Raw genomic sequence first — 18,269 nt, forward strand, 5'->3', positions numbered from 1 at the left:
ACCTTTTCCGCAGCTGCCCCGGGATTGCCCCGGGATTGCACGGGCTTACACGGGCTTACTCCAGCGAAGCGAATGTGCAGATTAATCTACATTTACCTCTTGATCACCCCCCCTGATGTGCAGTATTATCTACACATAGTTAACGCAACGACTTGATTCGCGGAGGTTTTTAGGATGTCGCAGCTAACGCAGGGCGAATTGGAGGTGATGCAGATCCTTTGGGATCATGGGGAATTGAAGCCAGCTGAAATTCAAGGCTACTTTCCACGCGAGATCAAGAACCCAGCACTGCGAAGTGTCTTAGGAATCTTGCATGACAAGGGGCACGTATCGCGTCGGCAAGTCGGCAAGGCGTTCCTTTACAAAGCCAAAACGAAACGTGAATCCGCCTTCCGATCGATGCTCGGGCACTTGGCAGATCAATTCTGCGAGGGATCGACCCGGGCGTTGCTGTTCAATTTAGTCAAATCAGAAAAGCTTTCTGATGACGACATCGCAGAACTCAAACGCATCGCAAAGGCCGGTGCGAGTGGCGACACCAAATCACGCAAGGGAAATCGATCATGAGTTTCTTTCTTGAATCCGCGTCGACGCATTCTCTGTTCGTCGATGGCCCCTGGTGGTCATTGTTGTTAATCAAATTGACGTGCCTGCTCGCTTTCGCGTGGTTGATCCATTTCGCATTGTTCCGATCGAACCCACGATGGCGAGTTGTGCTGTGGCGAACCACCACCGTAGCGATGGTCACGGTCGCCTTGCTTGCGATTCTGCCATGGAATTCGCTTACCATATCGATACAAGCCCCTCAGCGTCCGGTCTCGCCAGCAAGCGACTTCAACGAGACGACACGTGCTTTGGTCGTGCAGGACATGATTTCAAACGATCAGCCCAATCGTGGCCACCGTTCACTGGTCGCCAACCCTGAAGGAATCGCGTTTTCACCCGCACCGATTAACGATACCACTTCGAGGGTGACTGCTGCGCCGTCGGAAGTGGATATCGACGACACGGAAACAGCTCGCTTCGTCACCCCCGCCCTGCTGCGTTGGGCGGCTGCGATCATCTGGTGTGCTGGCTTGCTGGTTCTCGCCATCCGCAGCGTTGCAGGACGACGTCGATTGAACGACTGGATCACAACCTCCACGGCAGCCGAGAGCTGGATCGTGGATGAAGCAAACAGGATCGCAAGATCGATGAACGTAGCAAACTGTTCGCTACGAACGATCGATGCAGACGTTTCGCCGTTGCTTTGCATGTCCAAAACAGGGCCTGTACTACTACTGCCTATTCCCATCTTGGCGACAGCGGATCGTGACGAGGTGACGGCGATTCTGACGCACGAGTTATCTCACTTGCGATCGAATGACCTGCGCTGGAATGCTGTGATTCGCTGCGTGACTGCGGTCCTCTGGCCACATCCGTTGGTTTGGAAACTCGCGAGCGCACACACAACGGCCTGTGAATATTCCGCTGACGCCGATTCGGCGAGGCGTTTGGGTGACGCCGATCTGTACCGCCGAACGCTTGCCAAAGTCGCATTGGCCACGTCCAGCCACCGAGTACCGGGATTGGCGATGGCGCGTGTTGCCGATGTTCGGCGTCGACTTGAATTTGTCGCCAAAACCATTTTTTCGGTTCCTTTGACACGCCATCAGATCACTACATTCGGTTTCTCCGCGATGCTGCTAACGCTCAGCATCGGATCACTTAAATTCGTCAACGCGGATCCCCCGCCGACACCAAAAACGTCTAGCTCGAATGATCAAACCGCGACGACAGACACGGCGGCAGCCAAGTCGATTGTCATTCGTTTGACGGACCCGGCGGGCCAGCCACTGGAAGACGGAAAAGTCGTTGCGAAAATAGCAAATTCATTGAACAAGCGGACGACCCTTGATCCAATTCCGCTGGAAGACGGTAGTGTACGCTTCGATCTGCCGGCGGAACCTGGCTACCTGCTCGTCGAAGCAAAAGCGGTCGGTCACGTACCGATGAAGGCGATTTGGCAGGTCGACGAATGGGACACCTTGCCCAAGGAATTCACCTTTCCGATGCAATTAGGAACCACTATCAGCGGACGGGTGCAAGACGAACAAGGACGAGGAATTGAAAACGCGGAAGTTCAAATCCTGGCCAGTACCTCCGAGCTGAGACACGCGAGGCCGCGAACCGATGTATATCGCTATCCTGTCAAGACGGACAAAGACGGACGATGGATTTGCAAAGTGGTGCCCGCACAACTCAATGATGTATGGCTGCGTTTCGTCCATCCCGATTACATCAGCGATGATATGTTTGGGCAAACGGCCAACAACATTTCGATTGATCAGCTTCGTGCCGGTTCGCTCATTTCCGTGCTCAAAAAGGGGACAACCGTTGAGGGAAAAGTTGTCGATTCCGACGGCCAACCGATCTCCGGTGCGGTCGTCTATCAAGGCAAAGATCGATTCGGCTCGAGCTACCCTGAAACGACAACCGACGAAAACGGCATCTTCACGTTTCCCAATAGCCGACTTGACGAGATGGTGCTGACCATTGTCGCCAAAGGTTACGCGCCCGAAACGCAAACCGTTAACGTGACTGCCGCAATGGAGCCCGTCGAGATTGCACTAAAACCCGGGAACCGTCTGAGAGTTCGTACTGTCGACGCCGACGGTCAACCGCTGGCCGACGTCATGGTTGTTCCGGATACGTGGCGAGGCTTCCGCTCGCTGGCTGACGCTCAGATCCCAAGAAAATCGAACAAGAACGGTATCTATGTTTGGAATGACGCTCCCGCAGACGTCATCGAGTTTGACATTCTCGCTCGAGGATACATGGATCATCGACGCGAAAAATTAACTGCAAGAGCAGACGAGTACGTGATCAAGATGGTGCCGCCGCTTCGTGTTCATGGCACCGTCACCGACGCGGTCACCGGCAACCCGATCAATCAATTCAAAGTGGTTCAAGGGATAAAGTGGAACGAAGGAGACAATGTTACTTGGCAGCTTCAAGACGCGGTGAAGGGGCAAAACGGTCAGTACGAAATCAAGACAACGTATCCTCGTCCAGGGCACCTCTTTCGGTTCGACGCGGTGGGATACAAATCCGTGATCTCGCCCGTATTCAAGTCGGATCAAGGAGATGTTTTGCATAACGTTGCGATGCAACCCGCCGCTGCGATCTCTGGCCAAGTCAGCCTGCCATCGGGTGATCCCGCCGTGGGTGCCCAGGTGATCCTGAACGTCGCCGGCCAGTATGTTGCGATCCAAAACGGACGATTCAGTGACGCCCGCGATGCAGTTTTTGCAACAACCGACGCAGCGGGCAAGTTCGAGTTACCGACCCCCGAACAAGAGTTTCGGCTGCTCGCGATTCACGATGCCGGGATGATCGAAATGACTGGCAAAGATTTCGATGGCAATGAGAAACTAGTACTGAAACCCTGGGCCAGCATTCGCGGCGAAGTCAAAACCGGTTCAACCGCCGCGAGCCAAGTTTCGGTTCGGTTACATCACCTCAGTCAGATTCCTTACCAGCAACCGAAATTTAGTTTCAGCGGTCAAACGATCACGGATGAGAACGGCCGGTATGAACTGCTTCGCGTTCCGCCTGGTGAAAACGTTCAGCTGTCTCGAGCGACCGCCGTCGATGCAACAGGCCGACAATTGTTTACCCGGTCGGTTCGCATCGCCACACAACCGGCCACGGAGCACGTGGTTGATTTTGGCGGCACCGGACGACCAATCACCGGTCGTGTGGACGTGCCCGACGACATCACCGAATTTCGCATCGACCACGGGACGCTGTCGCCCAAATTGCCCGAGCCTCCAGTGCCCGACGAAATCGCAAACGGAACGCTTGAGCAGCGGCAGCAGTGGCTCACCGAGTGGTCCACGACCGAAGCGGGAATTCGGTACATGGCTAAGGCGACACAAAACATCGCCTTTGTCATGGCGGACGACCGATCATTTCGTATCGAAGACGTGCCGGCGGGCACTTACACCCTGAGTCTCACGGCAATCGCGGCCAAGGCGACCGATACGCTAAGCCAAGGGGAACAACTGGGTTTTGCGCGAACCGAAGTGGTTGTTCCCGAGATGTCGGGCGGCCGCAGCGACGAACCGTTGGACTTGGGCTCGATCAAATTAAAACCACGCGTCTTCTTACGCGTTGGCGATATGGCGCCGGAACTGAAGATCAAGACTCTCGACGGTCGCCCGCTGTCACTTGCCGACTATCGGGGCAAGTATGTGTTGTTGGATTTCTGGGCAACATGGTGCGGCCCCTGCTTAGCCGAAATCCCCAACTTAAAGAAAGTTCACGAAAACTTTGACGACGATAAACTTGTCATTCTAAGTGTCAGTATCGATGCCAAATCAAAGGATGCTGTCAATTACATCGACGAAAACCCATTGCCTTGGCCGCAAGGTCACGTCGACGAAGAGAATCAGCCGACTGTGATGACTGACTTCGACTTCCAGTCCATTCCCGCCACCTTTGTCATCGACACGCAAGGCAAAATCATCGCCAAAGATATTCGCGGCGAAGACCTCGCAGAGAAGATCGCTGAATTGCTCAAGTAGCTGCATCCGTGCGCCCCGAGTCGCTCGGACTGTTCAGCTGGGGGACAGAGCGTCTCAATGGCAGAGCGTCTTAATGGCATCGCCCCCGTACCCCGACTCGGGGTATGGGCGTGATCACTGCAAGACTGGTGAACCACTTTTAGGCTTACCAGCATGCGTGCGTCGATCACACGAGGTGTGGAAATGGTTCCGTCATGGCTTAATCGCACGCGTCGCGATGAAAGTGTCCAGGAATTTTGAGAGCGGATCCGCATCCGATTCGCCGTAGCGGTCCTCGTAGAAGCCCGCCAGGAGGAAACCGACAGCCAATTGCCCGCCGATTTGATCATCGAGCGTATGGCCGAACTCTAACGCAAACCCTGATTCCACCGCCTGTTTGATGTGTTGTTGATCGAGGTAGTCCAGATCCGAGTAGGGAAGCGGATATCGAACCTCCAGATTCCCGTTTTCCTTTCGTTCATCGTCGAAGATGTACCGAACCGGATTGGTGAACCCCGCCATCAAAATGCCACCGCTTCGTAGCACCCGAAAGCATTCTTGCCAAACGGGCAACACGTTTGGAACGAACGTGTTTGAGCAAGGGTGAAAGATCAAATCGAACGATTCCGAATTCCATCTGGACAGATCGGCCATGTCGCCTTCGACAAAACTCATCGCAAGTCCGTCACGCTCGGCGACATAACGATCTTGGTCCAATTGCCGTGGCGAGTTGTCAAAGACCGTCACTTCCGCGCCGGCGGCAGCAAGCACCGGAGCCTGTTGACCGCCCGCCGAAGCGAGGCAGAGGGTCTTTGCTCCTTTAAGTGGCGGAAACCAATCGGCAGGCACCGGAGTCGTAGGCGTCAAGACGATTTCGAACTCACCATTTTTGGCCTTCCGAATCGTCTCTTGATCCACTGGTTTGGTCCAGCGGTTGCCCTCGCAGACCTGCCGGTCCCACGACCGACGATTGTGCTCGCGAACGTCATCTTCGTTCATGCATGATCCCTTGGGGTGTTGTTCCGATCTTCTTAAATCATCTCAAATTATCACAGGTCGACCTTTAGTCATCATGAATGCCGTATTACAAGATCGATAAGCATCGGTGACACTGAGCATCGATTCGGCGGTCGACGGACGTGTATGATGATCGTTTGGTAAGAATTAAATGAATTGTACCGCGACTCGATTTATTTCACTTACGCCCAAACAAGAAAGGAGAACATGCGAGCTGGATCCAAGTCAATTCTCTTGTTTGGCATCACCTATCTGGCGATTGGGTTGATCGCCTTGTGGCTCGCGGGCAACACACCATGGGAGTTCCAGCGTCTTTCGATCAGTCATAACGGCACGTTGGCAACGACATCTTGGTCCAAATCGGCACCCCACGACACGAACGTCACAGTGTGGGCATCGGACCTCCAGTCGTGCCAACGGATTCCTTGCCAACCAAACTTTGTAGCGGTTTCGATCTCCGTTGACGGTACATCGGTGATCATCCCGGCGGATGATCATTTGGTCTATTACGATGTCAAATCGGACAAAGTGATACGGCGGTCGAGGTGGCCAGAGCTTTTGAATCACGATCACCATCCGTGGGCGCACCGCCCATTATTCAGACACCTTTCCATTCTTTGGAATTCTGATTTACTCGCGTTTCCTACCTATCGCGGCGGAGGCGTCTGGCGTCCTTCACAGCAAACCTACACCGAGGTCCTCGATTTCTACGAACCGCACGTTCACCTCGATTGGAATCGTCGCTACGGGTTACTCGGGTGGGTGGACCTCAACACTGAAAAGAGAATTCAGAAGCTGTTCGAGTTTCAAGAAAATGGCACGGCCAGTCTGATTCGTAATATTCCTGTCACCGACGACTGGTACTTCCTCGCGGCGGTCGATACGAACGGGACACTCGCGGTCCAAACGGAAGAAGGGCTAAGCCTAAGTAGCTTGGACGGAGCCTCGCGTCAGATCCACATTCCGAGCGACATCGGCGGAGTCTCGTCGTACAGTCCCGACGGACAACGACTTCTTTTCTCCAGTCGGAAACACCGACACGCTTCGATCTTTGACTTGGCTTCGCAAGGCGTCGTCGCCAGGATCCCATTGCGAGCGGACGAATCGCTTCAAGAAATCCAATTTCAGGATGACGATCACGTCATTTTGCTGATCGATCAGATCGATGCCGACCGTAAGTACGATAGAACGGTCAATGGCCATCTAAAGCGGTGGAACTGGAGAACGGGCGAAATCCAGACATTGAGTGCCGGATTCTTAGATGCGGCCGAAACAACGTTCTGGCTGCGTTTGGTTTGGGCAGCGTTCGTTTTATGGTTGCTAACATTCATCTTTTCCGGACTCGCCACTCGAATTCCAATCACTTCAACTCATTCTCGATGGCGTCCGTGGCTGGTCGTCATTCTAGCGAGCCTATATATGATCACGGTGACCGTCCGACGTGTCTGGTTCGGTGCCGACGCCCTGGGCGTCAACACCACCGTTGCAGCGGCAATTCTTCTTGGCTTGATGAGCCTGTTTATATTCTTCTTGACTCTCACACCAGGTCGCTGGGCATCCAAAATTCCGTGGTGCCTATTTGTCGTCGCTGCGCTATCTTTCGGATGGAAAACACTGCGAGAGAGACTGGGGATTTATCTTTTGTATGATACAGTCAGCAGCTCAATTGCCGCGGCGGCTCTATTGACACTGCTGGCGGCTTGGTTCTTGATCCCGAGGATACGAGGATGGCGGCTCGTCTTTGCCGGCATAACAACCACACAAGAGGAGCCTGAGCGGATCAGCCGTTTTACACTGAGCGATTGCTTGTTGTTGACGGGCGGAATTGCCAGCTTATTCGCCGTTTGGACAGGAGAAAGTTACTACGACCCAGTCACCAAAGACATTTTGGTTATCTTGATTCCCGGCACATGCTACACCGTAGTCGCGGGAGCTGTGACTTGGTTGGTATTCGGTTCACGGACCCATTGGGTAAAATACTGTTTGGCTGTGCTGAGCGTGATTCCTGCACTGTATCTTTCCCTGCTTTTTACCGTCGTCCTAGCTGCGTTCCTGATCCTATCGCTGATGCTGTTTCAGATGCATGGCTACCAGCTACGGCTGCTCGCGTAACCCTCAGTACCGATCGAGCATTCAGTCCGTCGCCGACGCGAGCGGGCCGTTGCAATCGCCCCGAAGCAGACCGTCACCAACAGTACTTGGCGGCGAGGTGTGCTCGCATTGGTCTCGAGCCAAATGACTCACCGACGTCTGTGAATCAACGATTAGCAGCAGAAAGTCGCCGTCAAGCTTGGCCAAACTCTGCGGCGGCAGCGAAGATTGCCTCGGCAATTTGCTCTCTTTATCCTCTACATCTCGTGACGAATGGTTGTCGATTCTATCCCGATAGGGATCAAAGACATTAGCCGTAGGTAAGCGAAGCGCCACTTGCGGAATCGAGAAAACGAAAACGCTTTCGACCCTGGAGGGGTCGCAGCCCGGTTGTCGGTGCCCCTGTCAGGGTCAATTTCAATATTGGCTAAAGTTTTCCGGTGGTGTTCGCTACGCTCAAACCACCGGTTAATTGCTAAAATCCCTATCGGGATTGGCTCAAAAGAGATAGTAGGATAAAGCGTCCCCGTGCCAGTGGCGTTTCGTAGAAACGTTACATGGCTGCAAAACTCGAATCGGGCCTCGCCCCCCCCAAGTCACAAAACCATCAGGCGCGACCTCTTGCAACCGCCTTATTAAGACGTAACTTCGAGACTTCACTACTCAGGCTGTACCCGTTTAAACGTCACGAGAATGTGTTGGTTCTCAGCCGTGGAAGAAAACTCTGTGGGCCGATCCTTTCCCGAGGGTGCAAAGCACAGTTTCCGAGCGTTCTTTCCGAGTTGATAAATCCCGAGAAACCGATTGCCTTTTGCGTCCCCTTCGCTCGGCGTGAAGTCAATCGTCTTTGGCTTCGTTGTCGGATCGAAAGTGCTGGTCCCCATCGTGATTTTGCTGTCGCCAGACCAGAGGCTCCATGTCCCCTTAGCGTCGTTGACCACGGTAAGTTTTGCGGCGTCTTCGTCCTTCGACTTGTTCCCGTTGATGACAAGTCCAACGATTTGCCATTTCCCTTCGATCTTCTTACGCTCTTTTTTGATCGCTTCGTCTGTCGCATCGTCAGCTGATGCTACGGACGTGAGCAAGAATCCAACAAGCAACAGACTGAAAAGCAAGTATCGCATCGTTATCGCCTCCACCAGCGTTCGAAAGAAACCGAGAACCCTCTGCAATTATAATGCACCAGCGGTGACAACTGCTTCATCAACCTGCGAAACCAATCGCCTCATTGTGGGTTCAATCCGAGGAACCCGAATTTACTGACTTGAACCCAACGAAACGATCCATGATGAAACATCGACGACATTTCTCTGCAATCCTGTGTTTTGTGTTGGCGGGAATGGGGATGGCCCAGACTCAGAGCGTGGCCCAAGAAACCAGCCCCCAATTCAAGCGGCTCGACCGCAACCGAGATGGCAAGCTGACCGACGACGAGTTCTCGGGACCACTGTTCCGCCGCATCGACACGAATAAGGATGGCGTCGTCAGCGCCGAAGAAGACCAAGCATTTACTCGTCGCGCCGGTCGTGGGCCAGCTGCGGCAGTCACAACATCCGTCCAGGCCGAACTCGATCTCCCCTATGCCGGTACGGACAATCCGCGGCAAACGCTTGACCTGTATCTGCCCAAGACACGCCAGGACGACAAGCCGTTGCCGGTCGTTGTTTTCATCCACGGCGGCGGTTGGCAAAACGGGGATAAACGAGGCGGCTATCGGACGATATCCCCCTTAGTCGAAAGCGGCCAATACATCGGAGTCTCGGTCGGTTACCGTCTCAGTGGCGAAGCGATCTGGCCCGCGCAAATCCATGACTGCAAAGCCGCGATTCGTTGGCTGCGAGGCAATGCAAAACGCTACAACCTGGACCCCGACAAGATCGGCGTAACCGGTACTTCCGCGGGCGGACATCTGGTCGCGATGCTAGGAACCGCGGGCGATGTATCGGAATTGGAAGGCACACTTGGCAACCATCTAAGCCACAGCAGTAGCGTTAGCTGCGTTGTCGATCAGTACGGCCCCACGGATCTGCTGTCGATGGGTGGCTGGCACGACGATGCGAATTCACCCGAGTCCAAACTCGTGGGCGGAACGCTGCAAGAGAACAAAAAGGCAGCTCGCAACGCTTCACCGATCAGTTATGTTTCCAAGAACGATCCACCCTTTCTGATCATCCATGGAACTGCGGATCCGGTTGTGCCCTTCGATCAATCCGAGCAGCTGCACGAAGCGTTCAGCAAAGCCGGAGTCGAGTCGATGCTGGTTCCGGTGCAAGGAGGCGGCCACGGCCGATTCTCGTCGCCGGAAGTCGCCAAGCGAATGCAACAGTTTTTCGACAAGCACCTACTCAGCAAAGAGGTGACGATTTCGAGCGATCCGATTCCGCAGCGAAGCAACAATTCAAAGTAAGCAACGTCCAGAACGATATTGATCTATAAACATGGCTGAACCTTCCCGCTGCAAACGTGTCTTTGAGCAAAATGCACCTATTGCTGAACGAAGCAGCGAGCTGATCAAAAGCCAGGATTATCGACATGTCGGATCAAAGCGTCATCCATTTCTACAGCGTCAGCGACGAATATGGTGAGTTCTCGAACTTTGCCGCGTTCTCGATCAAGTTGAAGGGCAAACGATGGCCGACATCGGAGCATTATTTTCAGGCTCAAAAGTTTAAAGACGTTGGCCATCAGGAAGAGATCCGCAAAGCCAAGACGCCGATGATCGCCGCCCGACTCGGACGTGATCGCAAAAAGAAACTGCGTCGCGACTGGGACTCCATCCGCGACAACGTGATGCGAGAAGCGGTGTTGGCGAAGTTCACTCAGCATGATGAATTGAAGACGATCCTGCTGGCCACCGGCGAAGCCAAATTGGTCGAAAACACAGCCAACGATGCTTATTGGGGCGATGGGGGTGATGGCAGCGGCAAGAACATGCTCGGCCGAATCCTGATGGAAGTGCGAGACAAATTGCGCGTCGTGGAACCCGCGTGAGAAGACAAAAGTTGCTGTAGGGTGACTGCAAGTCCCAAGGGACGACATTTCGTCGCGGTGCGAATTTGCGGCCGGATGTCTTCTTGGTATCGAGGATCGGTTTTCCAAATCGCGACGTGTTCCGCTCTCAGCAAGCTATACTTGCGGGAACTGGGAGATCGGTGTCACCAACTTTGCGTGCACAATCCTCCGAATCCCCCCAACCGCAACAAATTAACGGTCCCATGAAATTTGATCCCGACGACTGGCGAGACTTCGACTGGCGTGACATCGACTTCCGACAATTGCGTCTGCTGTGGGTGATCCCTGCGGTCTTGCTGGCCCTGGCTGTCTTCTCGAGCGTTTACACCGTGCAAGCGGAATCCGAAGGCGTGGTATTACGGTTTGGCAAATATGTCCGCAATGCCGAACCTGGATTGCGATTCAAGTTGCCGTTTAATATCGAACGCGTGGTCATGGTGCCGGTCAAACGCCAACTGAAACAAGAATTCGGTTTCGGGACATCGGGTGGTTCGAATCCGAACCAATTTTCATCGGAACAGACCCTTGAGCGGGGCATGGTGACGGGTGATTTGAACGCGGCGACGGTCGAGTGGATCGTGCAATACCGTATTCGCGAACCCGAGCTCTATTTGTTCAAAGTCCGCGACCCCGACAGCACGCTGCGTGACCTGTCGGAATCGGTCATGCGTACCGTCGTGGGCGACCGCACCGTTGATGAAGTGATCACCGTGGGACGTCAAGAAATCGAAGCCGACGCGCTGACACAGCTTCAAGAAATGGTGAACAAGTTCGAGCTTGGACTGAGCATCGACCAGGTTCAACTGAAAAACGTCAATCCGCCGTTGCCCGTCCAGCGTTCGTTCAACGAGGTCAACCAGGCTCAGCAAGAACGCGAGCAGTTAATCAATGTGGCCAACGGCGAATACAACAAAGTTGTCCCCCGCGCCAGCGGCGAAGCCGAACAAAAGATCCAGGCCGCCGAGGGCTACGCTCTGAAACGCGTCAACGAGGCAGAAGGCGATGTTGCTCGATTCAACGCGGTGATGGCAGAGTATTTGAAGGCCCCCGAAGTCACCAAACAACGAATCTATATCGAAACCATGCGTCAGATCGTTCCCAATCTTGGCAAAAAGATCATCATTGACGAGAAGGCCAGCCAGATCTTGCCGTTGCTGCAATTGTCCACCGAATCGACAAAGAACTAATCATGAAAAATGTACCTCTTCCCGCACTGATCATATTCGGGCTGCTGTTTGCCTTTCTGTTGTACAACGCATCGTACACGGTCGATGAAACCGAGCAGGTGATCATCACCCAGTTCGGAAAACCGGTGGGCGATCCGATCAGCGACGCGGGGCTGCACTTGAAGATCCCCTTCATTCAAGAAGTCACCCGAATCGAGGAACGAATTCTCGCATGGGACGGTCGTCCAAATGAGATGCCAACCAAAGACAAGACCTACATCGTTGTGGACACGTTCGGACGTTGGCGGATCAATGACGCAAAGCAGTTCTTTTTGCGACTTCGAGACGAGCGAAGCGCTCTATCACGTCTGGACGATATCTTAGGCAGCGAAACGCGTAACGCGATCGCCAAACATGAATTGATCGAAGTGATCCGGACGACCAAGGACCGACAGCCGGATCGTGACGCTGTACTCGTCGATGCACCGGGGAACGTTGGCGTGCTGTATCCGATTACAAAAGGACGCGAGAAGATCGAAGACGAGATTTTTAATGAGGCGTCTGAAAAGCTTGTCGATTTTGGCATTGAGCTGCTCGACGTTCAATTCAAGCGGATCAATTACAACGAAAGCGTCCAGCAGCGAATCTATGACCGTATGATCAGCGAACGTCAACAGATCGCCGAGCGATTCCGCAGCGAGGGTGAAGGTGAAGCGGCGAAGATTATCGGAAAGAAAGAACGCGACTTGCTGAAGATTGAATCCGAAGCGTACAAACGCGTCCAGGAAATCCAGGGTGAGGCAGACGCCAAGGCATCCGAGATCTATGCCAGCGCCTACAACCAAAGCGAAGATTCAGTGTCGTTCTATGAATTCATCAAAACGATGGAGACATACCAAGAGATGCTCGGCGGCGACAGCACGTTGATCATGACGACCGGCAGCGACATCTTCAAATTCCTCAAGCACGTCGATCCCGACAGCAACTAAGGTGGACTCGTACGGTTCTCCAAGCATGAATCTGCGCAACGCTATGTCCACCGAGCCAATCTACTTTGCTACAAAAGCAGGTGGTTTTTGTAGCGGTGTGGCGCGAGCCGCCCGGTAAATTTCGAACGTTTTATTCGCCGCAATCGGGCGGGCCCCACGCCGCGAGCGCTACCCAAAGTGGATTGTATTTGGCCTTGCGATGGGCCGCTAATACTTTGGTATTGACGTCGGATAGTGGGGGTCAGTTTTTCTTCCGGCCGATACTGCTGTTACCTCTGCACCGACGAAGGAGACTGCTGCTTTAGAGCAATCACATAGGCCGGAGGCCGAAACATGACTTGCCGCTGGCGTGAGTCAACGGCTTTTGAGCGACCTGTCGCCGTAAGGCCGGAGGCCGACACACTGACGGCAGAGTGTGTCGCCCGCTGGGCTATGTTTTCCCGCCTCCGCCAGCCGGTGGCTCACGCCACCGGCAGAGGATGTGTCGGCCTCCGGCCTGTAATCAATCCCACTAAATCAGCAGTCTTCGAAATTGGTGGAGAGGTGGCAGAAAGCCAGCGCAACCAAAAATCACGACACTAGCAAAGTTTTAACTATCCAGCCTTGCGCGTCGGCTCCGTTCTTTTGGTCTGGTTGGCTCCAACGACTAGCGTTCATACGCAGCGCTGTGAAACATTTCGTAGCGGAACTCGTCAAGAGTTTCGGGGGGGCATACACCATGGAACGAAAGTCTTGACGACTTCCGCTACGCTAAATTAGCACAATCCCTATAAGGAAAAATCCCTCACAGCGTTGGTCCATACGGCTAACCGCATGCGGGCAACCTTTTTGGTGGGTGGCACCGTTTTGGGCGTCAATGGAACGGGGAATGCACACGATGCCTTGGTGATCGGTGGAAATGCCGCTGTCGATGTTGGACTTCGAGTGCAAAGAAAACAAATGACGAATGATCCAGGAATGCTGAAGCGGTTGAAACATGACCTGATTACGGCCTGCGTGATTGGAACTGTGATCGCCGTGTCGATCGCCAGTGCAGCGATCGTGCTGGGACATGTCGGGGACACCGAGGCGCGGCGACTACTTGAGGCGATCATCCCGACGAGTCGATTGTTCTGCTCGTCCATCCTGACTGTATCGGCGACCATTTTGGCGTTGATGCTGACGATGATCGGACTGGGCAATAACGCCGACCGCAACCTTGCCGATGCTCATTACCACCGGATCATCAAGATCGCTCTGTATGATGCAATCTTGTTCAGTTCTGCTGCGATCATGTTCGTCCTGCATTGTGTCCCCGTTTATGAATCCGATTCATTGCCGGGATGGTGGTATCCGACGATTTACTACGGCGTGCTGATTGCATCCTCGTTGCTCGCTGGCGGTTCGGTCGCAATCGTAAGCCTGCTGTACCTGGCGGTGAAAGACGTCGTCCAGATCGTGGCACTCGGGCAAACCGATCATCGCTACGCTGCCAGCCAAGCGGACGAGGATGATGCGTCATCGACCACCGATCACGCATGACCCGATCATCCGCGGACTAACTTCGCGGCAAGCAGTTAGGTAGGAGACTTTCAGTATGTTGGCAGTTTTGGCGCTAGCCACGGTTCCGACGCTGAACCGAGGCTAGTGCTGGACCGCTAAAACTTTGGTATTGACGTCGGATATTGGAGGTGATTTTTTCTTCCGGCCGATAATGCAGTTACCTCTCCACCGACGAAGGTGACTGCTGAAGTAGTAGCAAACGGACAGGCCGGAGGCCGACAGATAGACTGCCGTTGGCGTGAGCCAACGGTTTAGGGGCGACTTGTCGTCGTAAGGCCGGAGGCCGACACACTGGCAGCAGATGTGTCGCCCTCCGAGCTATGTTTTTCCGCCTCTCCTGACCGGTAGCTTACGCTACCGGCAGAGGGTGTATCGGCCTCCGGCCTGCAATCAATGCTACTAAATCAGCAGTCAACGAAGTTGGTGGAGAGGTGGCAGAAAGCCAGCGCAACCAAAAATCACAATAAGCCCATCGTTTTAGCGGACCACGCGAGCGTCCAAACGGCTAACGAGATTTCACGCAGTGATTCCTGCCTACCTGCTTCGACTCGCGAAACCGATCCTGGTCGGATCCAGCTTAATTCTGGGATGGATCCAGCGGCTTGGGGATCTTTAGCAAGATCCACTACGGTCATGACCCCACCGCACAGGTTGATTCGTGATCTCGGGCATCCATTTAGGATAAGATGGCTGTATTCGATATCCCCAACATCGATCACAACGCCTCCCAATGCTACCTACCACAAAATCCGCCACCCGCTCCGCTCACCGGCGTCTCGTTCGCCTTGCGACCGCTTTTAGTTTTGCCATCGCTGGATTCGCCTTTCCGGCGAAGGCCGACGAGGTGGAATTCAATCGCGATATTCGACCGATCTTTTCGGACACATGTTTCAAATGCCATGGGCCCGATGCAAACACTCGCGAGGCTGGCTTGCGATTGGACCAGCGTGAGGCGGCGGTCGAAGACTTGGGCGGGTACGCAGCGATTGTGCCTGGAAACGCGGACGAAAGCGATGCGGTCGCACGCATCGAAAGCGACGATCCCGAACTGCGGATGCCGCCCCCGGATTCGGGATTGGTACTGACCGCGGATCAACGGTTGCGTGTGCGACAATGGATTGACCAAGGTGCAAAGTATCAGCGGCACTGGGCATTCGAACCGATCACCCGGCCTACGGTGCCAGCCGAATTTGCTTCGCACGGGGCCATCGATGCCTTCGTTTTGAAACGTTTGAAACAAGCCAACCTGGAACCGCTCGGCCCTGCGTCACCGGCGACACAGCTTCGACGTGTGTCGCTCGATTTGACCGGGCTGCCACCATCGATCGAGCAATCGCAGCGGTTCCTTGCGGAGGTTCAGGCCAGCGGAATTGACATGGCTTACGAAGACGCAGTCGACCGCTTGTTGCAATCACCACGCTTCGGCGAACGAATGGCATGGCAATGGCTAGAAGCGGCTCGCTACGCCGACACCGACGGCTACCAAAACGATGGGCCTCGCGAGATGTCACGATGGCGAGACTGGGTGATCGATGCCTACAACCAAAATCTGCCGTTTGATCAATTCACGATTGTCCAGCTCGCAGGTGACCTGCTGCCCAATCCAAGTGAATCCGATTTGATTGCGACCGCGTTTAATCGCAACCACCGCTACAACTCGGAGGAAGGTATTCCGATCGACGAATTTCTACTCGAAAACGCCGTCGATCGTGTCGATACCACAGCAACCGTTTGGATGGGCATCACCGTGGCTTGCGCTCGATGTCACGATCACAAGTACGATCCGTTCAGCCAACGCGAGTACTACCAATTGATCGACTATTTCAACGACGTCGCCGAAAGCGGACGTGCGATCAAGTTCGGCAATTCAGAACCCTGGATCAAAACACCGAATGACGCCCAACGATCGCAGCTCGAAAAACACCGGCAACGCGTCGCAACGTGTCGAGCGAGACTTGATGCAGCCAACGACGAACTGAGCGAGGCCCAGCGAGCATGGGAATCGACGGCCAACTTTGACTCGCTGTCGCCCGTCGTCCATCACGGGCTGGATCATTTCTTTGACTTTGACGCCTCTAATAAACGTGTCGTTTTTAAAGGCGACACGCTGGCGTCGCGGGAACAATCCAGTTCCCCAACCGGTCGCTTTGGCAACACCGCCACGGTCTCGGGCCGCGATCATTATGAACTCGGAAAGATCCCGGGACTGATCGGCAACGGACGGTTTTCGATCGCGTTCTGGATGGCACCTAGCCAAACCGATGCGGGGGTCGTGTTGTCGAACGAACAAGCCAGCACGAAACGCGAAGGCATTTTCGTCGAGTTCGTCAACGGACATTTGCGGTGGAACATCAACAGCCGCTGGATCTCGGGGGTGTCAACGATCCAAACGCAACAAACCTTCGCAAAGGGGCAATGGAAGCACATCGTCTTGACCAACGATGGAACACAGCGCGCCCAAGGCATGAAGATTTATGTCGACGGCGAACTGCAGCCGGTCGAGGTCATTCGAAACACCAACAGCAACACGGCCAATCGCAACCACGGCGGTACGATGAGGATCGGCTACAGCCCGCATGTCGGTCGCTGGAAAGGCCAAGTGGATCAGCTTCGTTTCTATACGACTCGCACGCTGTCGGCCGACGAAGCCGAACTGCTGGCGGTTGCGGATTCGCCAAAAACGATCGCCGCGATTCCCGAGAATCAACGGACCGAGCTTCAATCGCGTGTCCTCCGCACCGCTTATCTCGAGAACACTCAGAACACCGCACACCGGCAATTGTTTTCCGAACTAACAACTGCCATCGCGGCGGAAACCAAGTACTTTGACTCCGTGCCCACGACGATGATCATGGAAGATTTACCCAACGGCCGTCCCTCGTTTCTGCGATCACGCGGGGTGTACGACCAATTGGGCGAAGCGGTTACCGCGGGCGTGCCCGCCGTTTTGACGTCCGCGAACCAGCCCGCTGATCGGCTCGCCTTTGCTCGATGGTTGGTCGATGGAAAACATCCGCTCACGGCACGGGTGACCGTGAATCGTTATTGGCAACTGCTGTTTGGCCGTGGTCTGGTCAACACACCCGAGGACTTTGGGTCACAGGGAGATTTGCCGACGCACCCTGAACTGCTGGATTGGTTAGCGTGGGAATTCATGGATGGCGGCTGGGACATCAAAGCCATCTTGAAAACGATGGTCACCAGTGACACCTACCGTCGCAGTTCCCAGGTCACCCAAGTGCATCGAAGCCAGGATCCCGACAACCGTCTATACGCGCGAGCCCCGCGAAATCGATTGCCCGGCAACGTGCTGCGCGACCAGGCGTTACAAGTCTCTGGATTGTTGGTAGAAACGATCGGCGGCCCGAGTGTGTACCCCTACCAGCCCGCTGGGCTGTGGAAAGAGGCGAGCAACTTTACGTACAAAGTTGGTAAAGGCGACGACCTTTATCGCCGCAGTCTGTACACGTATTGGAAGCGGACGCTCTCGCCGCCCACGATGGCGCTGTTGGACACCGCGGATCGCGAGTGGTGTTCGGTCAAACCGCGTCAGACAAACACGCCGCTGCAATCGTTGACCCTGCTGAATGACGTGACCTTTGCCGAAGCGGCACGAAAATTTGGTGAGTTGATGCTGCAAAACGGAAGCAACGATGACGAGCGGATCACGTACGCATTTCAGCGTTTGTTATGCCGCGACCCGTCGGCGGCCGAGACGAGTTTGCTAAAGGATGCGCTGGACACTTATCGTGACGAATTTTCGCGGTCGGCCGAACAAACCAAGGCGGTTTTGTCGATCGGACAGTCCGAATCGCTGGAAAAATATTCGGCTGTGGATCGGGCGGCGATGACGGTGCTGGCCAACGTACTACTGAACTTGGAAGAGGCGACAACTCGTGACTGAA

At 54.5% G+C, this 18,269-nt stretch carries 11 protein-coding genes; 9 read left to right on the plus strand and 2 right to left on the minus strand.

Features of this window, described 5'->3' with window-relative positions; genetic code table 11:
• Positions 1–174 precede the first annotated feature (174 nt).
• Together ABD971_RS01425 and ABD971_RS01430 are read left to right on the plus strand one after the other, a co-directional pair.
• Entirely contained in the window at positions 175–567 is a 393-nt protein-coding gene (locus ABD971_RS01425; RefSeq protein WP_339945892.1) for a BlaI/MecI/CopY family transcriptional regulator, read from the plus strand.
• Positions 564–4,568 (plus strand): carboxypeptidase regulatory-like domain-containing protein, encoded by a 4,005-nt coding sequence (locus ABD971_RS01430; RefSeq protein WP_345318709.1) that lies wholly within the window; start codon positions 564–566, stop codon positions 4,566–4,568. The genes ABD971_RS01425 and ABD971_RS01430 overlap by 4 nt, the downstream gene beginning before the upstream one ends.
• Before the next feature lie 192 nt (positions 4,569–4,760).
• On the opposite strand, the gene ABD971_RS01435 is transcribed toward ABD971_RS01430, so the two are convergent.
• Positions 4,761–5,546, minus strand: a complete 786-nt coding sequence (locus ABD971_RS01435) for a class I SAM-dependent methyltransferase (protein WP_345318711.1) — start codon at positions 5,544–5,546, stop codon at positions 4,761–4,763.
• Positions 5,547–5,771: 225 nt separating this feature from the next.
• Here ABD971_RS01435 and ABD971_RS01440 point away from each other — a divergent pair, with 225 nt between their 5' ends.
• The gene (locus ABD971_RS01440) at positions 5,772–7,676 is read left to right on the plus strand and encodes a YncE family protein (protein ID WP_345318713.1); all 1,905 of its coding nucleotides are present in this window, start codon (positions 5,772–5,774) and stop codon (positions 7,674–7,676) included.
• Between the two features lie 638 nt (positions 7,677–8,314).
• On the opposite strand, the gene ABD971_RS01445 is transcribed toward ABD971_RS01440, so the two are convergent.
• Positions 8,315–8,779 carry a TIGR03067 domain-containing protein gene (locus tag ABD971_RS01445; RefSeq protein ID WP_345318715.1) on the minus strand — a complete coding sequence of 155 codons (465 nt, stop codon included), beginning with the start codon at positions 8,777–8,779 and terminating at the stop codon, positions 8,315–8,317.
• Between the two features lie 161 nt (positions 8,780–8,940).
• Here ABD971_RS01445 and ABD971_RS01450 point away from each other — a divergent pair, with 161 nt between their 5' ends.
• From ABD971_RS01450 to ABD971_RS01475, 6 genes are all read left to right on the plus strand, one after another.
• Positions 8,941–10,062, plus strand: a complete 1,122-nt coding sequence (locus ABD971_RS01450; protein WP_345318717.1) for an alpha/beta hydrolase fold domain-containing protein — start codon at positions 8,941–8,943, stop codon at positions 10,060–10,062.
• A 125-nt stretch (positions 10,063–10,187) separates the two neighbouring features.
• The gene (ybiA, locus tag ABD971_RS01455) at positions 10,188–10,646 is read left to right on the plus strand and encodes a riboflavin biosynthesis intermediates N-glycosidase (protein ID WP_345318719.1); all 459 of its coding nucleotides are present in this window, start codon (positions 10,188–10,190) and stop codon (positions 10,644–10,646) included.
• A 224-nt stretch (positions 10,647–10,870) separates the two neighbouring features.
• A complete protein-coding gene (gene hflK, locus ABD971_RS01460) occupies positions 10,871–11,854 on the plus strand; it encodes an FtsH protease activity modulator HflK (protein ID WP_339945876.1) in 984 nt (327 codons plus the stop codon).
• A 2-nt stretch (positions 11,855–11,856) separates the two neighbouring features.
• On the plus strand, positions 11,857–12,822 hold the full coding sequence (gene hflC, locus ABD971_RS01465) for a protease modulator HflC (RefSeq protein WP_339945874.1): 966 nt from the start codon (positions 11,857–11,859) through the stop codon (positions 12,820–12,822).
• An 813-nt stretch (positions 12,823–13,635) separates the two neighbouring features.
• Positions 13,636–14,343 carry a hypothetical protein gene (locus ABD971_RS01470; RefSeq protein WP_345318722.1) on the plus strand — a complete coding sequence of 236 codons (708 nt, stop codon included), beginning with the start codon at positions 13,636–13,638 and terminating at the stop codon, positions 14,341–14,343.
• Between the two features lie 751 nt (positions 14,344–15,094).
• Positions 15,095–18,268: a DUF1553 domain-containing protein gene (locus ABD971_RS01475; RefSeq protein WP_345318724.1), complete on the plus strand. Its 3,174-nt coding sequence runs from the start codon at positions 15,095–15,097 to the stop codon at positions 18,266–18,268.
• The last annotated feature ends 1 nt before the right edge of the window (position 18,269 follow it).

The organism is Novipirellula rosea (genome assembly GCF_039541335.1).
Lineage (GTDB): Bacteria > Planctomycetota > Planctomycetia > Pirellulales > Pirellulaceae > Novipirellula > Novipirellula rosea.

Excerpts from the sequence above, each read along its gene's own strand:
- ABD971_RS01425 (WP_339945892.1), top strand. The coding sequence starts at position 175 with ATGTCGCAGCTAACGCAGGGCGAATTGGAGGTGATGCAGATCCTTTGG.
- ABD971_RS01430 (WP_345318709.1), top strand. The coding sequence starts at position 564 with ATGAGTTTCTTTCTTGAATCCGCGTCGACGCATTCTCTGTTCGTCGAT.
- ABD971_RS01435 (WP_345318711.1), bottom strand. The coding sequence starts at position 5,546 with ATGAACGAAGATGACGTTCGCGAGCACAATCGTCGGTCGTGGGACCGG.
- ABD971_RS01440 (WP_345318713.1), top strand. The coding sequence starts at position 5,772 with ATGCGAGCTGGATCCAAGTCAATTCTCTTGTTTGGCATCACCTATCTG.
- ABD971_RS01445 (WP_345318715.1), bottom strand. The coding sequence starts at position 8,779 with ATGCGATACTTGCTTTTCAGTCTGTTGCTTGTTGGATTCTTGCTCACG.
- ABD971_RS01450 (WP_345318717.1), top strand. The coding sequence starts at position 8,941 with ATGATGAAACATCGACGACATTTCTCTGCAATCCTGTGTTTTGTGTTG.
- ybiA (WP_345318719.1), top strand. The coding sequence starts at position 10,188 with ATGTCGGATCAAAGCGTCATCCATTTCTACAGCGTCAGCGACGAATAT.
- hflK (WP_339945876.1), top strand. The coding sequence starts at position 10,871 with ATGAAATTTGATCCCGACGACTGGCGAGACTTCGACTGGCGTGACATC.
- hflC (WP_339945874.1), top strand. The coding sequence starts at position 11,857 with ATGAAAAATGTACCTCTTCCCGCACTGATCATATTCGGGCTGCTGTTT.
- ABD971_RS01470 (WP_345318722.1), top strand. The coding sequence starts at position 13,636 with ATGCGGGCAACCTTTTTGGTGGGTGGCACCGTTTTGGGCGTCAATGGA.
- ABD971_RS01475 (WP_345318724.1), top strand. The coding sequence starts at position 15,095 with ATGCTACCTACCACAAAATCCGCCACCCGCTCCGCTCACCGGCGTCTC.